The organism is Paenochrobactrum sp. BZR 201-1 (assembly GCF_044987585.2).
In the GTDB taxonomy this organism is placed as follows: Bacteria; Pseudomonadota; Alphaproteobacteria; order Rhizobiales; family Rhizobiaceae; genus Paenochrobactrum; species Paenochrobactrum pullorum.
Map to the genome: position 1 here is coordinate 173,292 of NZ_JBJDRZ020000007.1, position 21,777 is coordinate 195,068.

Consider the following 21,777-nt stretch of genomic DNA (forward strand, 5'->3'; position numbering starts at 1 on the left):
AGGAAGGTGTAGAAATGCCTGTAGAAATTCTCATGCCCGCCCTTTCTCCGACAATGGAAGAAGGCAAGCTCTCCAAATGGTTGGTGAAAGAAGGCGATAAAGTTACCTCCGGTGACATTCTGGCCGAAATCGAAACCGACAAGGCAACAATGGAAGTTGAAGCTGTTGACGAAGGCACCATTGGCAAGCTCGTGGTTGCTGAAGGCACCGAGGGTGTCAAAGTGAACTCCGTGATCGCAGTTCTGCTTGGCGACGGCGAAAGCGCCGAAGATGCAAGCGCATCTGCTGCTCCGGCTGCGGCTGCGGCTGAGGCACCTGCCGCGACTGTGTCTGCAACTGCTGCTGCAACACCACAGGCGCCTGTTCTGGATGTTGCCAATGATCCGGATATTCCGGCTGGTACCAAGATGGTTTCGACCACTGTTCGTGAAGCATTGCGCGATGCAATGGCGGAAGAAATGCGCCGCGACCCTAACGTATTCGTGATGGGTGAAGAAGTTGCTGAATATCAGGGTGCTTATAAAGTAACCCAAGGCCTTCTCGACGAATTCGGCGATAAGCGCGTGGTTGATACACCAATTACCGAACATGGCTTTGCCGGTATCGGTGTCGGTGCAGCATTTGCCGGTCTGCGTCCGATCGTTGAATTCATGACCTTCAACTTTGCGATGCAGGCAATTGACCAGATCGTAAACTCGGCTGCCAAGACACTTTATATGTCCGGTGGTCAGATGGGTGCGCCTATGGTGTTCCGCGGTCCAAGTGGTGCAGCTGCCCGCGTTGGTGCCCAGCACTCCCAGTGCTATGCAGCATGGTACAGCCATATTCCGGGCCTTAAAGTTGTGATGCCTTATTCGGCAGCTGATGCTAAAGGCTTGCTGAAAGCGGCGATCCGCGATCCAAATCCGGTTGTGTTCCTGGAAAACGAAATTCTCTACGGTCAGCATTTCGATGTGCCGGATATGGAAGATTTCGTACTGCCAATCGGTAAGGCACGTATCCACAAGGTTGGTAGCGATGCAACGATCGTATCCTTTGGTATCGGTATGACCTATGCGATCAAAGCTGCCGAGCAGCTGGCCGCGGAAGGTATTGATGTGGAGATCATTGATCTGCGCACCATTCGTCCGATGGATATTCCAACCGTGATTGAATCGGTCAAGAAGACCGGTCGTCTGGTAACCGTTGAAGAAGGCTTCCCGCAGTCATCCGTTGGTACGGAAATTGCCGCCCGTGTGATGCAGCAGGCATTTGATTATCTCGATGCGCCAATCATGACCATCGCAGGTAAAGATGTGCCGATGCCATATGCAGCGAATTTGGAAAAACTGGCTCTGCCAAGTGTGGCGGAAGTTGTCGAGGCGGTGAAAGCCGTCACATACACCGCCTGAGGAGGCTCTTAGGACATGCCGATTAAAATCACCATGCCTGCGCTTTCCCCAACCATGGAAGAGGGCAACCTCTCCAAATGGTTGGTCAAGGAAGGCGACAAGGTATCGTCCGGCGATGTGATCGCCGAGATCGAAACCGATAAAGCAACGATGGAAGTCGAAGCTGTTGATGAAGGTGTTGTGGCCAAGCTGATGGTTCCGGCCGGCACCGAAGGTGTGAAGGTCAATGCGGTTATCGCCATCCTTGCCGAAGAAGGTGAAGATGTAGCGGAAGCTGCAAAGGGCGGCGATGCTGCGCCAGCTCCAGCAGCAACTCCAGAACCGGCAGCAACTCCAGAACCGGCCGCTGCATCGAAAGCAGAAGCACCAAAGGCCGAAGCTGCACCACAACAGCCTGCACCAGTTGCATCAACAGGTGAGCGCGTTTTTGCTTCACCGCTTGCACGCCGTATTGCTAAAGAAGCCGGTCTTGATATTGCTGACGTGACAGGTAGTGGTCCGCGTGGCCGTATCATCCAGAAGGATGTGGAAAAAGCATTAAGCTCCGGTGCAACAAAAGCACCAAGTGCTGCTCAGGCACCTGCTGCTGCTCCGCAGGGTATGTCGGATGAAACCGTTCTCAAATTGTTTGAGGAAGGTTCATATGATGTGGTTCCACATGACGGTATGCGTAAAGTTATTGCGCGCCGCCTGATGGAATCGAAGCTGACAGTGCCGCATTTCTACCTGACCATTGATTGTAATCTGGATGCATTGCTAGCATTGCGCAGTGAAATCAACGCGTCGGCACCGCTGGTTAAAACCGAAAAGGGCGAAGTGCCTGCTTACAAGCTTTCCGTCAATGACATGGTTATCAAGGCAACTGCACTTGCGCTGCGAGATGTGCCGGATGCCAACGTATCATGGACAGATAGCGGCATGATCGTGCACAAGCATGCGGATGTTGGTGTTGCTGTTTCCATTCCGGGCGGTCTGATCACGCCGATCGTTCGCAATGCAGAAATCAAAACCCTGTCGGTCATTTCCAATGAAATGAAAGACTTGGCCAAGCGCGCCCGTGACCGCAAGCTGAAGCCTGAAGAATATCAGGGCGGCAGCACTTCGGTGTCAAACCTTGGTATGTTCGGCGTGAAAGACTTTGCGGCCATCATCAATCCGCCACATGCAACTATCTTTGCAGTGGGCGCTGGTGAACAGCGTGCAATCGTTGAAAACGGCGAAGTGAAAGTGGCAACTGTCATGTCCGTGACATTGTCGACCGATCACCGCGCTGTTGACGGTGCATTGGCTGCCGAACTTGCTCAGGCCTTCAAGCGCCGCATCGAAAATCCGATGGGCATGCTGGTATAAGCATTAAAATCAGTGCTGCGCTTTGGAAAATACTCATAAGCGCAGCACCGGAGACGCTTTGATGACACAACAAATTTCCATCCGTCCGGCGCATAAACGTGATGCGGCAGAGATCGCCATTCTGGTTGATCTGTCGTCGCATGGTTTTGCCAGTTGGATTTGGAACAAGGCTGTGTTGGAAGGCGAAGCCGATACGCCATTGGAATATGGTGCATGGGCACTGGCGCAAGCTGGATCAGAGGGTTGGGAGAACACCGCTATAGCGGAAGTTGACTATGAAACAGCCGGTCTTTCAGTGGGTTATACGATTGAGGCCGGTATTCTCGATCAGGAAGCCGATCATCCGGTTTTTGCGCCTTTGCTGCAATTGCAACAGCAAATGATCGGCCATCGTTTTATTGACAGTGTGGGCGTTTATAAGCGCTTTCGCGGCAAGGGACTTGGCCGGTTGCTGGTGGCACATGAGATTGAGCAGGCTGAAAAGCAAGGCAATATTGCTGCCAGCCTGATTACGGAAAGCGACAATCATGCGGCACTTTCCCTCTACAAATCAATGAATTTCAAGGAAGTCAGCAGGCTCGCTCAGGTGCCGCACTTCGAAGATTGTAACAAACACGACTGGGTGTTTTTGACCCGCAGCGTGATGTGAACAAAGGCAGGAACGATATGGCCGACATTTATGATGTGATTGTTATCGGATCTGGCCCTGGCGGCTATGTAACTGCGATCCGCGCAGCTCAGTTGGGTTTGAAAACCGCAATCGTTGAGCGCGAACATTTGGGCGGTATCTGCCTCAACTGGGGGTGTATCCCGACCAAAGCTTTGTTGCGTTCTGCTGAAGTGCTGCACTTAGGCGAAAATGCCAAAGATTACGGCCTTGTGCTCGATGGCAAGATTTCAGCCGATGTTAAGGCTGTTGTTGACCGTTCACGCGGGGTTTCTGCGCGTTTGAACGGCGGCATTTCTTATTTGATGAAGAAAAACAAGATCGATGTGATCTGGGGCGAAGCCAAGCTTGAAAAAGCAGCTTCCGGCAACAACCCTGTTGAAATTTCTGTTGGTAAAAGCACCAAAGTGCCGATGCAGCCACAGCATCCAGCACCAAAGGGTGTGCTTGGTGAAGGCAAATATCAGGCCAAGCATGTGATCGTTGCAACCGGTGCTCGTCCGCGTGCATTGCCGGGTATCGAGCCGGACGGCAAGCTGATCTGGACCTATTTTGAGGCTATGGTGCCGCAAGAATTCCCTAAAACCATGCTCGTTATGGGTTCCGGTGCGATCGGTATCGAATTTGCTTCTTTCTACCATGATATGGGCGTTGATGTGACAGTGGTTGAGCTGATGTCACAGATCATGCCGGTGGAAGATGTGGAAATCTCTACATTTGCGCGCAAGCGTTTGGAAAAGCGCGGGCTTAAAATCATTACTGATGCCAAGGTTTCAAAAGTCGAGAAGGGCACCAATAATGTGACTGCTCATATCGAAACCAAAGACGGCAAAGTGCAGACCTTGACCGTTGACCGGATGATTTCGGCGGTTGGTGTGCAGGGCAATATCGAGAATCTCGGCCTTGAAAAGCTTGGCGTTAAAACAGACCGCGGTTGCGTGGTGATTGACGGTTTCGGTAAAACCAATGTGGCTGGTATTTATGCGATTGGTGACGTAGCAGGCCCACCAATGCTGGCACACAAGGCCGAGCATGAAGGTGTTATCTGCGTTGAGAAAATTGCCGGTGTGCCAAATGTACACCCACTTGATAAAAGCATGATCCCAGGCTGCACCTATTGCAACCCGCAAGTAGCATCCGTTGGTTTGACCGAAGCCAAAGCCAAAGAGCAGGGCTATGATATCCGCGTTGGCCGCTATCAGTTTGCCGCCAATGGTAAAGCTATTGCATTGGGCGAAGATCAGGGCATGGTTAAAACCATCTTTGATAAGAAAACCGGTCAGTTGCTTGGTGCCCATATGGTTGGTGCGGAAGTCACCGAGCTTATTCAGGGCTTTGTGATTGCCATGAATTTGGAAACCACCGAAGAAGAACTGATGCACTCAGTCTTCCCGCATCCGACCTTGTCAGAAATGATGAAGGAAAGCGTGCTGGATGCCTATGGCAAAGTGTTGAACGCTTAATAACGCAGGAGAAGCGCTATTCCGCTTATTAAAAACGGCCATCCGTGGCGTGCTATGGCATGGCCGATATTGAAATGGGCAACAGTCATCGGTCTGGCACTGGGATTTGGTGCGGGGACCTTGAGTATGCTGTCCGGCAATATTATATCGATGAACGGAACGGCGCTTTCCGGTTGGTACGGCGTTTGGTCGCTGACACTGGCACTTGGAATTGGTGGATTTTTCTTTGGTCTGATTGGCGCATTATTGGTGCGCGCAATCGGTATTGCTGCCGAAAAGTGAGGAAAAGCCGATGGAAAATCAATTAGTTGTTTTTGATGGCTATGGGTTTTTCGGCACGCTGCTGATCGGCTTTCTGGCAGGCTATATCGCCAATAAAGCAATGAAGCGAAACTATGGATTCCTGATCAGTATTCTGTTAGGGATCGCCGGAGCATTTGTGGGTACGGCATTGGCGCAAGCTTTGTCGTTTCAGGTTTGGGGTTTTGCCGGCAATTTGATTGCCGCAACCGCAGGTGCCATTATTATTCTTTGGTTTTTTGATCTGTTGAACGGTCAACGGTCAAAATAGAGGACAGGCAGGATTTAACTTATGGTCACAGTTCTTGATACGGTTGCCAGAGACATGCGTCCGCGCCATCCTGAGAAGGCGCATCGTCCGGATAATGTCATTCTGAAAAAACCGGATTGGATCCGCGTTAAAGCGCCTGTTACCAAAGGCTATAATGAAACACGCGAGATTGTCCGCTCGCACAAGCTGGTGACGGTTTGTGAAGAAGCTGGTTGCCCGAATATCGGCGAATGCTGGGACAAGAAACACGCAACTTTCATGATTATGGGTGAAATCTGCACCCGTGCCTGTGCTTTCTGTAATGTTGCAACCGGTATTCCTAAAGCGCTTGACCGCAGTGAGCCAGCCAGTGTTGCCAAGGCCGTGAAAGAGATGGGCTTGAAGCATGTGGTGATCACGTCTGTTGACCGTGATGATCTGGCGGATGGCGGCGCACAGCATTTTGCCGAAGTGATCCATGCCATTCGTGAAGCCGCACCTGGCACGACCATTGAAATTCTGACACCGGATTTCCTGCGCAAAGAAGGCGCATTGGAAATTGTGGTTAAGGCGCGTCCTGATGTATTCAACCATAATCTGGAAACAGTGCCGTCGAAATATCTGAAAGTGCGCCCGGGTGCGCGTTATTTCCACTCCATTCGCTTACTTCAGCGCGTCAAGGAACTGGATCCGACCATTTTCACCAAATCCGGCATCATGGTTGGTTTGGGTGAAGAGCGTAATGAAATTTTGCAATTGATGGATGATTTGCGTTCTGCTGACGTGGATTTCATGACCATCGGTCAGTATTTACAGCCAACCCGCAAGCACCATCCGGTCATCCGTTTTGTGAAGCCTGATGAATTTAAGTCGTTTGAAACCATTGGCCGTACCAAAGGCTTCTTGCTGGTTGCATCAAGCCCGTTGACCCGTTCCTCGCACCATGCGGGTGATGATTTTGCGAAACTGAAAGCTGCGCGTGAAGCGCAGGTGATGGCGCGAGTATAAGAACCGCATGCCGAGTTTTACCAATACACGGCGCGTCGCGCATCGCGCCGAAAACATGTTCAAGCTGGTTGCGGATGTGGAGAGCTATCCGCAATTTCTGCCGATGTGTGAAGCGCTGACCATCCGTTCGCGCAAAGAACGTGATGGCAAAGCCTTGCTGATCGCCGATATGACGGTGGGCTATAAACTTATTCGCGAAACATTCACCAGTCAGGTTTTACTCAAACCGGACGAGAATGTGATTGAGGTCAAATATATTGACGGGCCATTCCGCTATCTGGATAACCGCTGGACATTTATTCCGGTGGGCGATGGCGAAGCATGTGATGTCGAGTTCTTCATCGATTATGAGTTTAAAAGCCGCACACTCGGGCTTTTGATGGGCTCAATGTTTGATCTGGCATTCCGCAAATTTTCGGAAGCCTTTGAAAAGCGTGCCGATCAGATTTTTAAAGCTTGATCAGTCTTTCTCGCTGATATTTTCCAAGACTAAATCAAGTGCTGCCAGCACGGTCAAATGCCGGATTTCTGCGCGCGTTTTGTCGGTACCAAAGCGGCATTCACGGTGTAAAATAGTGTCTTTGCCATGAATGGCACTGGCAATATGAACAAGGCCGACCGGCTTTTCATCTGAACCGCCAGCAGGGCCAGCAACGCCCGTTACGGCAACGCTCACACTCGCATCGGAATTTTTCAATGCGCCTTTTGCCATGCTAAGTGCTACTTCTTTGGAAACCGCACCTTTATCGTCAATAAGTGCTGCGGGTACGCCAATCATCGCGGTTTTGGCCGCATTGGAATAGGTGATAAAGCCGCGATCAACGACATCTGATGAACCGGCAATATCGGTAAGGCTGGCACTAATCATGCCGCCAGTGCAGGATTCAGCCGTTGCCAGCATGAGGCCTGCTTTGCGGCAGGCTTCCAAAACTTTAATAGCTTTGCTTTCTGCGATCAATTCACTCATGAGATTTTCTCGCTGGCGGGCACTTCACCGGGATAGACGACAGTTGCGGTAACAAGTGCTGCGATACCTTCACCGCGGCCTAAAAAACCGAGCTTTTCATTGGTGGTGGCTTTAACCGAAATACGATCTGCACTGATCTTGAGAATTTTGGCGAGTCTCTCTGTCATGGCAGGGCGGTGCGGGCCGATCTTTGGCTCTTCGCAGATCAGTGTCACATCCGTGTTGGTGATACGACCGCCTGCTTCACGCACCAATTTCACCGCAAATTCGAGGAAAATATGCGATGCAGCACCTTTCCATTGCGGGTCGGATGGCGGAAAATGCGTGCCGATATCGCCAGCACCACGGGTTGCAAGCAGCGCATCGGTGAGGGCATGAAAACCAACATCGGCATCGGAGTGACCGGAGAGCTTTTTATCAAACGGAATTTCAACACCGCATAAAGTGACAAAATCCCCTTCTTCAAAGGCATGCACATCATAGCCATTGCCGGTGCGCACATCAGGAAAAAAACCTTGCGCATTGTTCAAGCGTTGGTTGGCCATTTCAATATCCTTTGCCCATGTCAGTTTGGTGTTGTCGGCGGAGCCTTCAATGATAGTTACATCCAGCCCGTGCCATTCGGCAATGGCGGCATCATCGGTAAAATTGGTCAAACCTGCTTTGAGCGCTTTACTATGGGCTTCAAAAATTGGTGCATAAGGAAAGGCTTGCGGGGTTTGGGCGGCATAGAGGCCAGCGCGCGGCACGGTTTTTTGTACCATGCCATTTGTATCCGCTTGTTTCAGCGTGTCGGAAACAGCAAGGGCTGGTAATACGCCGCTTGAAGGCGACAGATTGGCCATGATGCGGGCGAGCAAATCTTGGGTCACGAATGGGCGCACGCCATCATGGATCATCACATAATCAGGCTTATCAACTTCCAGTGCCAAAAGGCCAAGTTGCGTTGATTCCTGACGGGTCGGGCCACCGGTCACAGTGATGATGCGCGGATCTGCCAACGGACAGGCTGCCTGATAAAGCGCTTTGTCATCGGCATGGATAACAACAACAATACGCGCAATCGCATCACATTGCAGAAATGTGGCCAGCGTGCGCATTAAAACTGCCTGATTTCCGATGTGACGGTATTGTTTCGGACCTTCAATGCTCTGTCCGGCGCGTTCTCCGCGTCCGGCAGCGACGACCACTGCTGCTGTTTTCAAAGTTGCATTGCCTTCAATTAAATTAAGCCTTTCCAGTGATTTAAAGCGGGAGGATAAAAAATGCCAGCCAATGAATGCATTAACTGCATTTCTGTGGGTGTTTTCTTGCGCATTAATAGTATATTGCTTAAATAATAGGCATTATAAAAATGCCTAAATAATAGGCAATTTCTTAAAGGGCTTTAAATGGCACTGCTGAATCACCCGATCTCTATTGCAGGTGTAGAACTGCCGAACCGTGTGTTTTTGGCTCCGATGTCGGGTGTGTCTGACTTGCCGTTCCGTCGTCGTGCGGCAGCAGCGGGCGCCGGTGTGGTGGTCTCGGAAATGGTGGCCAGTGCCGAACTTTGTGCACGTCATTCAGAAAGCATGTTGCGGCTGAATGGCGATGGCCTTGGCACCCATGTGGTGCAATTGGCCGGACGTGAAGCGCATTGGATGGGGGAGGCTGCCAAAATTGCTGAAGGCGAAGGTGCTGATATTATTGATATCAATATGGGCTGCCCTGCCAAGAAGGTGACGGGCGGTTATTCCGGCTCGGCTTTGATGCGTGATCTTGATCATGCAATGACACTGGTGGAGGCAACGGTTGCAGCCGTGAAAGTGCCTGTTACTTTAAAAATGCGCCTTGGATGGGATGAAAACAGCATCAATGCGCCTGAACTGGCACGGCGTGCTGAAGCCGCCGGTATTGCGATGATTACTGTGCATGGGCGCACCCGCAACCAGTTTTATGAAGGCCATGCCGATTGGGATGCGATTGCTGCTGTGCGGGCGGAAATCAAAGTGCCGCTGGTTGCCAATGGTGATGTGACCAGCACTGCGGATGCAGACGAGATTTTACGCCGCTCTGGCGCAGATGCGGTGATGGTCGGGCGTGCAAGCTATGGCCAGCCGTGGCTGGCGGGTGCCATTGCTACAAATGCGCGTAAGCAGTTTGCTGATAAAAATGAAATTTTATCTTATATTATAATGCATTACGAAGATATGTTGAAGCATTATGGTGACCGAACAGGCATTCGCCATTCGCGCAAGCACTTAGGCTGGTATCTTGATCGCCATATCGGTGATGCGCTTGTTCCGGCAGATCGCGCCAGCATTATGACGATGACTGATCCGGCACAAGTGATTGCTCAGCTCACCGATATTTTCAATAAATCCAATAAGATGGCGGCGTGACATGGACACTGTTCCTTTAAGCCTGCTTGTTCTTGATAATCTTAATCAGGCGATCTTGGTGCTCGATGGGCAAGATCATATTATTTATGCCAATCAGGAGGCAGAGGGTTTTTTCAAAAGCAGTGTGACGATGCTGCGCCGTCAGGAATTGGCACAGCTTTTACCTGTTGGCTCTCCATTGATGTCGATGGTGGCGCAATCGCGTGCGCGTGATGTGCCATTACAGGAAAACCGGCTTGATTTATCCTGCCCACGTTTGGGTGATGATAAAATTAGCGATATTTACATGCGTCCGCTGGCCGAAATGCCGATGCATATGCTGCTTGTTTTTAAAGAGAAAACACTGGCTGAAAAGATCGAGCGGCAATTGTCTTATCGGGGTGCTGCCCAATCGGTCACTGGTTTGGCTTCGATGTTGGCGCATGAAATTAAAAACCCGCTGTCAGGTATCCGTGGTGCCGCGCAATTGCTCGAAACAGTGGTAGAGTCGGATGATCAGGCGCTGGCCGTTCTCATCCGCGACGAAGCTGACCGGATTGTCAAACTTGTTGACCGGATGGAGGTTTTCTCCGACGAACGGCCGGTGGAAAAAGCGCCGGTCAATATTCATAATATTCTCAGCCATGTGCGCTCATTGGCGGTGCACGGCTTTGCCAAGCATATTCATTTTAATGAGGATTATGATCCTTCGCTGCCACCGGTTTTTGCCAATCACGATCAGTTAGTACAAGTGATTCTCAATCTCGTTAAAAATGCAGCTGAAGCCATTGGTAAACGTGGTGACGGCGAGATTATTTTAAGAAGCACTTATAAGCCAGGGTTGCATTTTGTGGAGATGCAAAAGCACCAGAAAATTGCTCCCAGAGTTGCATTGCCATTGGAATTCAGCGTCACTGATAATGGTGGCGGTGTGCCTGCTGATATGATGCCGCATTTGTTTGATCCGTTTATTACCGGCAAAACCAACGGGTCTGGCTTGGGGCTGGCGCTGGTTGCAAAAATCGTGGGAGACCATGGTGGCGTGATTGAATGCGACAGCCAGAGCGGACGCACTATTTTTCGTATTTTAATGCCGATGTGGACAGGTGAAAACATCAAAAATCAGCGCAGTGAGGGGCAAAAATGAGTGATAAAGATCATCTGAATACAATCATTGTTGCAGATGATGACGGTGCGATCCGGACAGTTTTAAACCATGCTCTGACCCGTGCCGGTTACCGCGTTTTACTGGCAGAGAACGCCGATGCACTGTGGCAATTAATGCTGGCCGGTGAGGGAGATTTGGTGATCACCGATGTGGTGATGCCGGATGAAAACGTGTTTGATGTTATCCCGCGCATTAAAACTTTGCGGCCTGATTTGCCGATTGTGGTGATGAGTGCACAAAATACCTTCATGACGGCGGTGCAGGCGAATGAAGCCGGTGCTTATGAATATTTGCCAAAGCCTTTTGATTTGAACGAATTATTGCAGGTGGTCGAGCGCGCATTGGCAATGAAGGCGCAAAAACTGAGCGCTGATGCAAATGATGAAGCCGCTGAACAAATGCCGCTGGTGGGGCGCTCCCAAGCCATGCAGGAGGTTTACCGTGTTGTGGCGCGGATGATGCCGTCCGATTTGACGGTTTTAATTACCGGTGAGTCAGGCACGGGCAAGGAACTGATTGCACGTGCACTGCATGATTTTGGCCGGCGTTCCAAAGCGCCTTTTGTGGCGGTTAATATGGCGGCCATTCCGCGCGATTTGATTGAATCCGAGTTGTTTGGCCATGAAAAAGGGGCATTTACCGGAGCTTTTCAGCGTGCCAGCGGCCGTTTTGAACAAGCGGAAGGCGGTACATTGTTTTTGGATGAAATCGGCGATATGCCGATGGAGGCGCAAACGCGTTTGTTACGCGTGTTGCAGCAGGGTGAATATACGTCTGTCGGCGGGCACAAGCCGATTAAAACCAATGTACGCATTGTGGCAGCGACCAATCAGAATTTGCTGCATTTGATGAGCTGTAATCTTTTTCGAGAAGATCTTTATTACCGGCTGAATGTGGTGCCGCTAAAAGTACCGAGCCTGCGCGAGCGGCGAGACGATATTCCTGATTTGATCCGGCATTTTTTCCGGCTCGGACGCACGCAAAATCTCGAAGAAAAGCAGATATCTTCTCAAGCTATGACCTTGCTGCAAAAGCACAATTGGCCCGGCAATGTACGCGAATTGGAAAACCTGGTGCGCCGTCTAAGCGTGCTTTATCCGCAAAATGAAATCGGCGAAGATGTGATTAAGGCGGAACTGAGCGCAGGTGTTGCGGGGCAGGGTATTGCTGCATTTGACGGGGACACCGGAGCGGTCAATTTTTCCGAACTTTTAGAGCGGCATATGCAGGCTTTCTTTGATGATGGCTTACCGGAAAGCGGACTTTATCAACGTGTTTTGGAAGAGCTGGAGCGTCCGTTGATTGCTGCCTGTTTGACTGCGACCCGCGGTAATCAAATCAAAGCGGCAGAGGTGCTCGGGCTTAACCGCAATACATTGCGGAAAAAAATTCGTGATCTGGATATCGATATTTATCGTGAAAACGGAGCTGAATAATTCAAAAAGCGTTTTTTCTACAAAGCGGCTCTTCTGAAGAGAATCATTCTTTTAAAATGAGTCGAACGTCATCCTTATGATTCCATCACTATTTAGAGCGCTGCTGTTTGCAACTCTGCTAAGCTTTGTATAGGTACGCGCAATAAAATTACAAAAAACAAACTTATCAACGCAAAGCTCCATTTTGGGGTTGCGTTTTGTTTTTGATAATCCTATAAAAACAGTGTCATTAAGAGGTTTATGTGTAACTCCTTGTTAAATAAGGAGATTGTACATTTACCTCATTTTGCAATGCACGTATTGCATGAGTTTAAAATATCGCTTCGGCGGAATTTGAATAAAAAAAAGCAAGGCTTTCGCCTTGCTATTAAATTCGCGCCCGATCTGTATCCGTTTCCGGCGGCTGCGATGACCGCGCCTAGATCAATCCTCCCAAGACTTTGACCGCGTAGTAAGAGTAGTTTGTTCTACTCCCTCAGTTGTATTTAGAAATTAGCCCACATTTTCATGTTTGTCACGGAAAATCTTTAGTAGTGTCACATTTTAGACATGATTAAACTATGATGCGGCTTATGCACAAGATATTAGCATTCGCTTAAATTGTGTTTATTCAAATAGTTGATCAGCTTTATAAGCATAGAGCCAATCAAGATCGCTAAGCAGGCTTTCCGGGGAGCGCAATTTGAAAACCAGATTGCGCGCAAGGGCTATAGGCCCGCTGGCATTATAAACAAATTTATTGAATGCGCCGCGTTTGGCGACAGCTTCTATGCGTTTCAATCGCGTGGCATTATAAGTTTTAAGCGCTAGCGGCCACTGTTTTTGATCTGGTGATAAATGAGCCGCAAGACTGAAGGCATCTTCAATCGCCATTGCAGCGCCTTGGGCGGCAAATGGGGTGACGGCATGGGACGCGTCACCCAGCAGTACAAAACGGTTGCTGATGACAAAATGCGGTTCTGCCATTTGGAAAAGCGGCCAGTAAGTCCATTGTATATTTTGTGCAATAATATCGCGAATGGCCGGATGCCAGTTTTGATATTCTGTGATGAGTTTTTGATGGTCGCCAACTTTGTCCCAGCTTTTATCGCTGACCTGACCGCGCGTAATGGCGACAAAATTATAGGCACTACCTGCTTTAACCGGATAGGCGATGAAATGACGATCTGCGCCAAGCCATGCAGAGACCGCAGTTTGTTGATTGATGGCTTTTGAAAAACTTTGCGGCAGCGCTGCTTTATCAACCGATAAACGCCAGGCAATATGGCCGCTGAATTCCGGTGCTTTTAATGGATGGCGCAGTTTAGACCAGACACCATCACAGCCAAGCAGCAGGGCACCTTCAATTTTGGCCTCTTTGTTACCATCACGGATGCTAACGCTGATACTATTTTCATGTTCTTGAAATTGAACTGCTTCACAGCCAAGCCTGATGGTAATATCGGGATTTTCCTGACAGGCGCTTAACAAGGCTGATTGCAAATCGGCACGGTGGCACACCACATAAGGCGCACCCCATCGATGCGTGGCCGCATCCAAAGACATCGACGTTAATGTTTTAGCGCTTTTACCGTCTAAGAGCAGCAGGGCTTTTGGTGTGACCGCAGAAAGCGCCAATTTTTCCATCACGCCAAGGCGCTGAAGCAGCCTTGTCGCATTGGGTGCCAGTTGCAGGCCGGCACCGACTTCGGAAAATTCCACCGCTTTATCAAAAAGACAAACGGAAAAACCTTTATGCGCAAAAGCCAGTGCTGCTGTTAGGCCGGCAACGCCGCCACCGGCAATAAGAACAGTTGGTTTTGCACTGTCTGTCATTTGTATTGATATTGCTGTTTAAGCAACCTTTGCCGCATCGCTTACATAAGCGCAGCCAGCCGGAATGGTGGTGGTCGCATCAAGCTTGTTGTTATAGCGATAATGGGTCGAGCAATAAGGGCAAACAGCTTCGGCATCTGCGCCCATATCGATAAAGACATGCGGATGATCAAATGGCGGATTGGCACCAACGCACATAAATTCCTTAACACCGATTTCAATAGCACGATGGCCGTCGCTGTTTTGAAAGTGAGGGATGATATGATCTGACATTGCTGGCTCCGTTGTTTTAACCACGGTCATGATAAAGTCTGTTGCTTGCCTGTAACCTGCTTGTAACCCGCCTGCAACCAGGTTGACTTGTTTTGGTAAGCGATTTTATCTCTTCTAACTATTATTTGTTATTTTTGCTATAAAACTGTCATATGAAATGTCCATAGGTTGCAAACATAACCCAAATCAGGTTGCAACGGGATGGTTAAATCATGAATGATACGACAGTGATGCAAAATTCGGAGCTGGACATGGTGAATTCTGCTGAAAGCGTCGTTGCGCAGGAACCGGTCTTACTGGCACATAGCCCGGCGAGATTTGTAAACCGGGAGTTTTCCTGGTTGCAGTTCAATCATCGGGTGCTGGAAGAGGCCTCCAACAAATGCCAGCCATTACTGGAGCGGGTGCGTTTTCTCTCAATTTCGGCTGCTAATCTGGACGAGTTTTTCATGGTGCGCATTGCAGGCCTTGCGGCACAAGTGCGCGAAGGTGTGGTGACACGTACGCCCGATGGCCGTACGCCGGAAGAACAGCTTGATTTTATATTATGCGAAGTGGGTAAATTACAGCATGCCCAGCAAGTTTGTCTGGCAAGCTTGCGTCAGGAATTGCTTGCGGAAAAGATCGAGATTGTCCGCCCCAATACGATGACCAAAAAAGAGCAGAAATGGCTTGAAATCCATTTTCAGGAAACGATCTTTCCGGTTCTCACTCCATTGTCGATTGATCCGGCGCATCCGTTTCCGTTTATCCCGAATTTGGGCTTTTCCATTGCGCTGCAATTGGTGCGCAAAAAAGACAAACACAATATGACGGCGCTTTTGCGTTTGCCGGTGGCACTAAAGCGCTTCATTCAATTGCCAACTGAGAAAAGCTACCGCTTCGTGACATTGGAAGACACTGTCAGCCTGTTCATCGGTAAGTTGTTCCCGGGTTATGAGGTGAACGAGGCAGGGACGTTCCGCATCATTCGTGACAGCGATATCGAATTGCAGGAAGAGGCGGAAGATCTGGTACGTTTGTTTGAAAGCGCGCTGAAACGTCGTCGTCATGGCGAAGTGATCCGCATTGAGTTTGATTCCGACATTTCGGAAAATTTACGCGATTTGGTTGGTCATGAACTTGGTGTTTCGCAAAAGCGCGTCAGTGTTTTGGAAGGTTTGCTGGCACTCAACACCATCTCGGAACTGATTAATGTTCCGCGCAATGACTTAAAATTTGTGACTTATAATCCACGCTTTCCGGAGCGCATTCGAGAACACGGCGGCAATTGCATGGCCGCTATTCGTGAAAAAGATATTATCGTCCACCATCCATATGAGTCGTTTGATGTGGTGGTGCAGTTCTTGCGCCAAGCAGCACAAGACCCTGATGTTTTGGCGATCAAGCAAACGCTTTACCGTACCTCCAATGACAGCCCGATCGTCCGCGCTTTAATCGATGCGGCAGAGGCCGGAAAATCTGTTACAGCTCTTGTTGAGTTGAAAGCCCGATTTGATGAAGAGGCCAATATTCGCTGGGCGCGTGATATGGAACGTGCGGGTGTGCAGGTGGTTTTTGGTTTTATCGATTGGAAAACACACTCCAAAATGTCGCTGGTGGTGCGTCGAGAAAATCAGAAATTGCGCACCTATGTGCATTTGGGCACCGGCAATTATCACCCTGTGACGGCTAAAGTGTATACCGATTTGTCGTTCTTTACCTCTGATCCGGTGATTGCAGGTGATGTCGCCAATATTTTCAATTTTATCACCGGTTATACGCAGCCATCCGACGAGATGCAGATTGCGATTTCGCCGTTGACTTTGCGCGGTCGTATCCTCAAACATATTGAGGATGAGATTGCTCACGCCAAAGCTGGGCGTAAAGGTTCAATCTGGATGAAGATGAATGCGCTGGTTGATCCGCAAATCATCGATGCGCTTTATCGGGCAAGTTCGGCAGATGTGCAAATCGAGCTGGTTGTGCGCGGTATTTGTTGTTTGCGTCCGGGCGTGCCCGGTTTGTCTGAGAATATCCGCGCCAAATCTATTGTCGGTCGTTTTTTAGAACACAGCCGGATATTCTGCTTTGGTAATGGTCATGAACTGCCCTCCGATCACGCTATCGTCTATATCGGCTCGGCCGATATGATGCCGCGTAATCTGGATCGCCGCGTTGAAACTTTGGTGCCGATTACCAATGCAACGGTGCATCAGCAGATTTTATCGCAGATCATGCTGGCCAATATTGTCGATAATCAGCAAAGTTATCAACTTCTGGCCGATGGGACCTCACGCCGGATAGAAACGGCAGAAGGCGAGGTGGCTTTCAACGCACAGGAATATTTCATGACGAATCCGAGCCTGTCGGGTCGTGGCAAGTCGCTCAAATCGTCTGCACCGCGCTTGATTGCGCTGCGAAAAAGGGTTCAAGCTGCCCAAGCTGCCCAAGCTGAAAGAACGCAAAGCTAATGTCCAACCCTCCGTCTGCTCAAGGGCGCCTTAAAGGTTTACGTCCGGTTGCTGTGATTGATATCGGATCCAACTCCATCCGCGTTGTGGTTTATGAAGGGGTGGTGCGTTCTCCGACCGTGCTGTTCAACGAAAAAATCCTGTGCGGACTGGGCAAGGGATTGGCCAAAACCGGACGGTTGAACGACAAGTCTGTGCAGGATGCTTTGAGGGCGCTCAAGCGTTTTCGGGCTCTGGCCGAGCAGGCGGGCGCTATTTCATTGCATGCGATTGCAACGGCTGCGGCGCGAGAAGCAGAAAACGGGCCGGATTTTATCGCACAGGCCGAAGCGATCCTCGGCCGCCATATTGAAGTGCTAACCGGCAAGGAAGAAGCAACCTATTCAGCTGATGGTGTGATTTCCGGCTTTTACAACCCGCATGGCATTACCGGCGACTTTGGTGGCGGTTCACTGGAACTGGTACAAGTGAGCGGCCATGATATTGGTGACGGTATTACCTTGCCGCTTGGTGGCCTGCGTTTGCAGGATATGTCGAACGATAATTTGGAAGAGGCCGCCAAAATTGCCCGTTCACATTTGGGCAAAGCTGATTTGCTCAAAAAAGCGCAAGGCCAGATTTTCTATGCGGTTGGGGGGACATGGCGTAACCTTGCCAAGCTTTATATGACATCGAAAAAATATCCGCTCAATGTCATGCATGGTTATGAAATTCCGCTGAAAGAAGCGCAGACTTTTTTAACGCGTGTGGCTAAAGGCGATGTCGACAAAATGCGCGGCATTGAAGCCGTCTCCAAAAATCGACGTCAATTGCTGGCTTTTGGTGCGACGGTGCTTTTGGAAGTGCTGCGCCGTATGAAACCTTCAAAGATTGTCTTTTCGGCGCTGGGTGTGCGTGAAGGCTATCTTTATTCACTCTTGCCTAAAAATGAGCAGCGGCTTGACCCGCTCTTGGCTTCTGCGGAAGAGCTCGCCATTTTGCGTTCCCGTTCGCCGCGTCATGCCCGCGAGCTTGCTGCTTGGACAACCCTTTCGCTGAACTCGCTAGGCTATGATGAAACCGAAGACGAGGGGCGTTATCGACAGGCTGCCTGTTTGTTGGCTGATATCAGTTGGCGCGCCCATCCCGATTATCGCGGCTCGCAGGCTTTAAACATTATCGCGCATAGTTCCTTTGGCGGCATTGATCATGCAGGGCGCTCATTCATGGCGCTTGCCAATTATTACCGCCATGAAGGCTTGGTGGATGATGATCTGGCGCCGGAAATTTTGACACTTGCAACACCGCGTCTGCGTGAAAGAGCCAGATTGCTTGGCGCTTTGCTGCGTGTTGTTTATCTATTGTCTGCATCCATGCCGGGCGTTATTCCACGTCTTTATTGGGTTGGGAGCGGCGATGAATATGCGCTGATGGTGCCGGCTGATCTGGCAGATCTTGTCTCGGATCGCCCGCTTGGCAGATTGCAACAATTGGCGAAAGTAACCGGCAAAAAGCTGTCATTTGAAATAGAAGTCGAGCTTGAAAAAGCTGAATAGAGCATAATTCCTTAAACTGATCCAAGTTTAAGGTAAAATTATACTCTAATTTTAAAGTGTTAGAGCGACCTTTGTGTGTCAAGTCTGGCACACGGCGCTCTAATGAAAAAGCCGCATCAAGATGCGGCTTTTTTCATGACCCGATTGCTTATTTTAAATCAAGCTTCAACCGTGGTGATGGTGCGGTTTTCAAATTTGATACTGAGTTTACCATTAATCAGATCAATTGCTTTTTGACCAAAAACTTCCCGACGCCAACCGCTCAATGCGGCCACATTGGCTTTTTCGCCTTCACTGGCAATCTTGTCGATGTCATCCGAATTGGCAACGATCTTGGCGGCTACACCGTGTTTTTCAGTCGTCAGTTTCAAAAGGACTTTGAGAAGATCGGCGGCAGCGGCTGAACCTTCCTGCGAATGGGTTTGCTTCGGCAATTTAGGCAGTTCCTCTTTAGGGATTGCCAGCGCTGCCTGAATTGCAATCAGCAGGCTTGCGCCTTGTGCCGAGCGTTCCCAGCCTTTTGGAATGGTGCGCAACCGACCCAAAGCTTCCAGGTCACGTGGCTGTTGCTGGGCAATTTCGCCGATGGCATCATCTTTGATAATACGGCCACGCGGTACATTGCGTTCGCGGGCTTCGCGTTCACGCCATGCTGCAACGGATTTCAAAATTGCCAGTTCTATCGGCTTGCGAACGCGATATTTAACGCGCTTCCAAGCATCGTCCGGATGGAGGTCATAGGTTCCAACAGCGGTCAAAATCGCCATTTCTTCCTTGACCCAGTCGCTGCGGCCGTCTTTTTCGAGCTGTTCTTTGAGATACAGATAAACATCACGCAAATGGGTGACATCGGCCAGCGCATAATCTAGCTGTTTGTCGGTCAGCGGGCGGCGGCGCCAATCGGTAAAGCGTGATGTTTTGTCAATATGGGCACCGGTAATTTTTGACACCAATGCGTCATAAGAAATGGCATCACCAAAGCCGCAAACCATCGCCGCAACCTGTGAATCAAACACCGGTTCGGGGATGAGGTTGCCTAAATGATAAATGATTTCGATGTCCTGGCGCGCGGCATGAAAGACTTTGACGATGTCTTTATTGCCCATCAGCTTGAAGAACGAGCTAAGATCAAGGCCGGGTGCCAGCGCATCCACCAGAGCGGTCGCATCAGGCGAAGCCATCTGGATCAGGCACAATTCCGGCCAGAAGGTTGTTTCACGGATAAATTCCGTATCAACTGTGACGAAATCAGATTTCGACAGCGTTTCAATTGCCTCTTGGAGGTCTTGTGTAGTGGTGATCAGTGTCATGACATTTTCTATAAAGAAAGCGGAGTGCTTTGTCGCGCCCGTTTGAATAAAAATGGTGTATTATGCACTTTATAAGGTAAAACTGCTAAACTTCACAAGGTAAGATAAGCACTGCGCACTTGACAAAAGTGAGCCAAAATGCGCTTGTCCGACTGAATTTGCAGCCTCTTGCCTGCACAGAGTTTTTTATATTTAAAAGGCAGACATCATGCACCCTTATCGCAGCCATACCTGCGCAGCCCTTCGTAAAGAGGATGTTGGTTCCAACGTCCGTTTGTCCGGCTGGGTTCATCGCGTCCGAGACCATGGCGGGATTCTTTTTATCGATCTTCGTGATCATTATGGTCTGACCCAGATTGTAGCCGATCCTGAATCACCTGCATTTAAAGTCGCTGAAACAGTTCGCGGCGAGTGGGTTATCCGTGTGGACGGTGAAGTTGTTGCTCGTGCAGACGATGCAGTGAATGAAAATCTGCCAACCGGTGCCATTGAAATTGTCGCCACTAATATCGAAGTTCTGGCCGCTGCCAAAGAGCTGCCATTGCCGGTCTTCGGTGAGCCAGATTATCCGGAAGACATTCGTCTGAAATATCGTTTCCTCGATTTGCGCCGCGAGACGCTGCACAAAAACATGATGAAGCGCAGCAAGATCATTGCTTCCATGCGCCGCCATATGAACGAACTCGGCTTCAACGAATTTTCGACGCCGATTCTGACCGCTTCATCACCGGAAGGTGCGCGTGACTTCCTCGTGCCAAGTCGTCTGCATGAAGGTGAGTTTTACGCACTGCCACAGGCACCGCAACAGTATAAGCAGCTGTTGATGGTCGCAGGCTTTGACCGTTATTTCCAGATTGCACCATGCTTCCGCGATGAAGATCCGCGTGCTGACCGCTTCTACGGCGAATTCTACCAGCTCGATCTGGAAATGAGCTTTGTAACTCAGGAAGAAGTCTGGGATACAATGGAACCTGTGATGCGCGGCATTTTCGAAGAATTTGCTGAAGGCAAGCCGGTTACACAGCAATTCCGTCGTATTGCTTATGATGACGCAATCCGCACCTATGGTTCGGACAAGCCAGACTTGCGTAACCCGATCGAAATTCAGCAGGTGACGACACACTTTGCCGGTTCCGGCTTTAAAGTTTTCGCCAATATGATTGCGAACGATCCGAAAGTGGAAGTTTGGGCAATTCCTGCGAAAACCGGTGGTTCACGTGCATTCTGTGACCGCATGAATTCATGGGCGCAGAGCGAAGGTCAGCCGGGTCTTGGCTATATCTTCTGGCGCAAAGAAGGCGACAAGCTGGAAGGCGCGGGCCCGATTGCCAAGAATATCGGCGAGGAACGCACTGAAGCGATCCGCGTTCAGATGGGGCTTGGTGACGGTGATGCCTGCTTCTTCGTGGCTGGTGATCCTGCCAAGTTCTACTCCTTTGCAGGTGCAGCACGCACACGCGCTGGTGAAGAACTGAACCTCGTTGACCGTGATCGTTTTGAACTGGCTTGGATCATCGATTTCCCGTTCTACGAATGGGACGAGGACAATAAGAAGCTCGACTTCGCGCATAACCCGTTCTCCATGCCGCAGGGCGGTTTGGATGCGCTGGAAAACCAAGATCCGCTCAGCATTAAAGCATACCAGTATGATCTGGTCTGTAACGGTTATGAGCTGGCTTCCGGTTCGATCCGTAACCAGCTGCCGGAAGTGATGGTTAAAGCCTTTGAAAAAGTGGGCTTGAGCCAGCAGGATGTGGAAGAGCGCTTTGGCGGTCTTTACCGTGCGTTCCAGTATGGCGCACCTCCGCATGGTGGTATGGCTGCTGGTATCGATCGTGTTGTGATGCTGCTTTGCGGCGTGCAGAACTTGCGCGAAATCGCACTGTTCCCGATGAACCAGCAGGCTGTAGATTTGCTGATGGGTGCACCTGCACCAGCAACGCCGGCACAGCTGCGTGATCTGCATATCCGTCTCAATCCGGCTCAGAAGAATTGATTGTAAATAACTGATTTTACAAAATAAAATGG

19 protein-coding genes are annotated in these 21,777 nt (G+C 50.0%); 14 read left to right on the top strand and 5 right to left on the bottom strand.

Going from position 1 to position 21,777, the window contains the following annotated elements; translation table 11 throughout:
- Positions 1-14 precede the first annotated feature (14 nt).
- The 8 genes from ACI0FR_RS06980 to ACI0FR_RS07015 all read left to right on the top strand — a co-directional run bounded on the left by ACI0FR_RS06980 (position 15) and on the right by ACI0FR_RS07015 (position 6,889).
- Positions 15-1,391 carry a pyruvate dehydrogenase complex E1 component subunit beta gene (locus ACI0FR_RS06980; protein ID WP_404905949.1) on the top strand — a complete coding sequence of 459 codons (1,377 nt, stop codon included), beginning with the start codon at positions 15-17 and terminating at the stop codon, positions 1,389-1,391.
- A 15-nt stretch (positions 1,392-1,406) separates the two neighbouring features.
- Positions 1,407-2,741, top strand: a complete 1,335-nt coding sequence (locus tag ACI0FR_RS06985; RefSeq protein WP_404905948.1) for a pyruvate dehydrogenase complex dihydrolipoamide acetyltransferase — start codon at positions 1,407-1,409, stop codon at positions 2,739-2,741.
- A gap of 61 nt (positions 2,742-2,802) precedes the next feature.
- On the top strand, positions 2,803-3,390 hold the full coding sequence (locus ACI0FR_RS06990; RefSeq protein ID WP_374830862.1) for a GNAT family N-acetyltransferase: 588 nt from the start codon (positions 2,803-2,805) through the stop codon (positions 3,388-3,390).
- Between the two features lie 17 nt (positions 3,391-3,407).
- Entirely contained in the window at positions 3,408-4,871 is a 1,464-nt protein-coding gene (lpdA, locus tag ACI0FR_RS06995) for a dihydrolipoyl dehydrogenase (protein ID WP_404905947.1), read from the top strand.
- 54 nt (positions 4,872-4,925) lie between these two features.
- Positions 4,926-5,153 (top strand): hypothetical protein, encoded by a 228-nt coding sequence (locus ACI0FR_RS07000; protein ID WP_374831155.1) that lies wholly within the window; start codon positions 4,926-4,928, stop codon positions 5,151-5,153.
- A 10-nt stretch (positions 5,154-5,163) separates the two neighbouring features.
- Positions 5,164-5,442, top strand: coding sequence for a GlsB/YeaQ/YmgE family stress response membrane protein (locus tag ACI0FR_RS07005; RefSeq protein WP_374830866.1), 279 nt, complete (start codon positions 5,164-5,166; stop codon positions 5,440-5,442).
- A gap of 21 nt (positions 5,443-5,463) precedes the next feature.
- Positions 5,464-6,429 carry a lipoyl synthase gene (gene lipA, locus ACI0FR_RS07010; protein WP_404905946.1) on the top strand — a complete coding sequence of 322 codons (966 nt, stop codon included), beginning with the start codon at positions 5,464-5,466 and terminating at the stop codon, positions 6,427-6,429.
- Positions 6,430-6,436: 7 nt separating this feature from the next.
- On the top strand, positions 6,437-6,889 hold the full coding sequence (locus tag ACI0FR_RS07015; protein WP_404905945.1) for a type II toxin-antitoxin system RatA family toxin: 453 nt from the start codon (positions 6,437-6,439) through the stop codon (positions 6,887-6,889).
- Here ACI0FR_RS07015 and ACI0FR_RS07020 read toward each other — a convergent pair whose 3' ends face one another.
- Together ACI0FR_RS07020 and ACI0FR_RS07025 are read right to left on the bottom strand one after the other, a co-directional pair.
- Positions 6,890-7,396: a CinA family protein gene (locus tag ACI0FR_RS07020; RefSeq protein ID WP_404905944.1), complete on the bottom strand. Its 507-nt coding sequence runs from the start codon at positions 7,394-7,396 to the stop codon at positions 6,890-6,892.
- Complete coding sequence (locus ACI0FR_RS07025) at positions 7,393-8,619, bottom strand: bifunctional 2-C-methyl-D-erythritol 4-phosphate cytidylyltransferase/2-C-methyl-D-erythritol 2,4-cyclodiphosphate synthase (RefSeq protein ID WP_404906013.1); 1,227 nt, start codon at positions 8,617-8,619, stop codon at positions 7,393-7,395. Before ACI0FR_RS07025 ends, ACI0FR_RS07020 begins: the two co-directional genes overlap by 4 nt.
- Positions 8,620-8,787: 168 nt before the next feature.
- Between ACI0FR_RS07025 and dusB the strand changes: the two genes are divergently transcribed.
- Genes dusB through ntrC form a run of 3 tightly spaced genes read left to right on the top strand, consistent with a single transcriptional unit; the run spans position 8,788 to position 12,363 of the window.
- Positions 8,788-9,780: a tRNA dihydrouridine synthase DusB gene (gene dusB, locus ACI0FR_RS07030; protein ID WP_404905943.1), complete on the top strand. Its 993-nt coding sequence runs from the start codon at positions 8,788-8,790 to the stop codon at positions 9,778-9,780.
- Between the two features lies 1 nt (position 9,781).
- On the top strand, positions 9,782-10,906 hold the full coding sequence (locus tag ACI0FR_RS07035; protein ID WP_404905942.1) for a two-component system sensor histidine kinase NtrB: 1,125 nt from the start codon (positions 9,782-9,784) through the stop codon (positions 10,904-10,906).
- Positions 10,903-12,363 carry a nitrogen regulation protein NR(I) gene (gene ntrC, locus ACI0FR_RS07040; RefSeq protein WP_404905941.1) on the top strand — a complete coding sequence of 487 codons (1,461 nt, stop codon included), beginning with the start codon at positions 10,903-10,905 and terminating at the stop codon, positions 12,361-12,363. The genes ACI0FR_RS07035 and ntrC overlap by 4 nt, the downstream gene beginning before the upstream one ends.
- Positions 12,364-12,969: 606 nt before the next feature.
- Here the strand turns inward: ntrC and ACI0FR_RS07045 are convergent.
- Both ACI0FR_RS07045 and ACI0FR_RS07050 read right to left on the bottom strand, forming a co-directional pair.
- Complete coding sequence (locus ACI0FR_RS07045; protein ID WP_404905940.1) at positions 12,970-14,178, bottom strand: FAD-dependent monooxygenase; 1,209 nt, start codon at positions 14,176-14,178, stop codon at positions 12,970-12,972.
- Between the two features lie 18 nt (positions 14,179-14,196).
- On the bottom strand, positions 14,197-14,451 hold the full coding sequence (locus ACI0FR_RS07050; RefSeq protein ID WP_374830882.1) for a zinc-finger domain-containing protein: 255 nt from the start codon (positions 14,449-14,451) through the stop codon (positions 14,197-14,199).
- 251 nt (positions 14,452-14,702) lie between these two features.
- On the opposite strand from ACI0FR_RS07050, the gene ACI0FR_RS07055 reads away from it, so the two are divergent.
- Together ACI0FR_RS07055 and ppx are read left to right on the top strand one after the other, a co-directional pair.
- Positions 14,703-16,904 (top strand): RNA degradosome polyphosphate kinase, encoded by a 2,202-nt coding sequence (locus tag ACI0FR_RS07055; protein ID WP_374831143.1) that lies wholly within the window; start codon positions 14,703-14,705, stop codon positions 16,902-16,904.
- Positions 16,904-18,439 carry an exopolyphosphatase gene (gene ppx / locus ACI0FR_RS07060; RefSeq protein WP_374830884.1) on the top strand — a complete coding sequence of 512 codons (1,536 nt, stop codon included), beginning with the start codon at positions 16,904-16,906 and terminating at the stop codon, positions 18,437-18,439. Before ACI0FR_RS07055 ends, ppx begins: the two co-directional genes overlap by 1 nt.
- A 158-nt stretch (positions 18,440-18,597) precedes the next feature.
- On the opposite strand, the gene rnd is transcribed toward ppx, so the two are convergent.
- Positions 18,598-19,749 (bottom strand): ribonuclease D, encoded by a 1,152-nt coding sequence (rnd, locus tag ACI0FR_RS07065; RefSeq protein WP_374830886.1) that lies wholly within the window; start codon positions 19,747-19,749, stop codon positions 18,598-18,600.
- A gap of 208 nt (positions 19,750-19,957) precedes the next feature.
- On the opposite strand from rnd, the gene aspS reads away from it, so the two are divergent.
- Positions 19,958-21,745, top strand: coding sequence for an aspartate--tRNA ligase (aspS, locus tag ACI0FR_RS07070; RefSeq protein ID WP_374830888.1), 1,788 nt, complete (start codon positions 19,958-19,960; stop codon positions 21,743-21,745).
- Positions 21,746-21,777 lie beyond the last annotated feature (32 nt).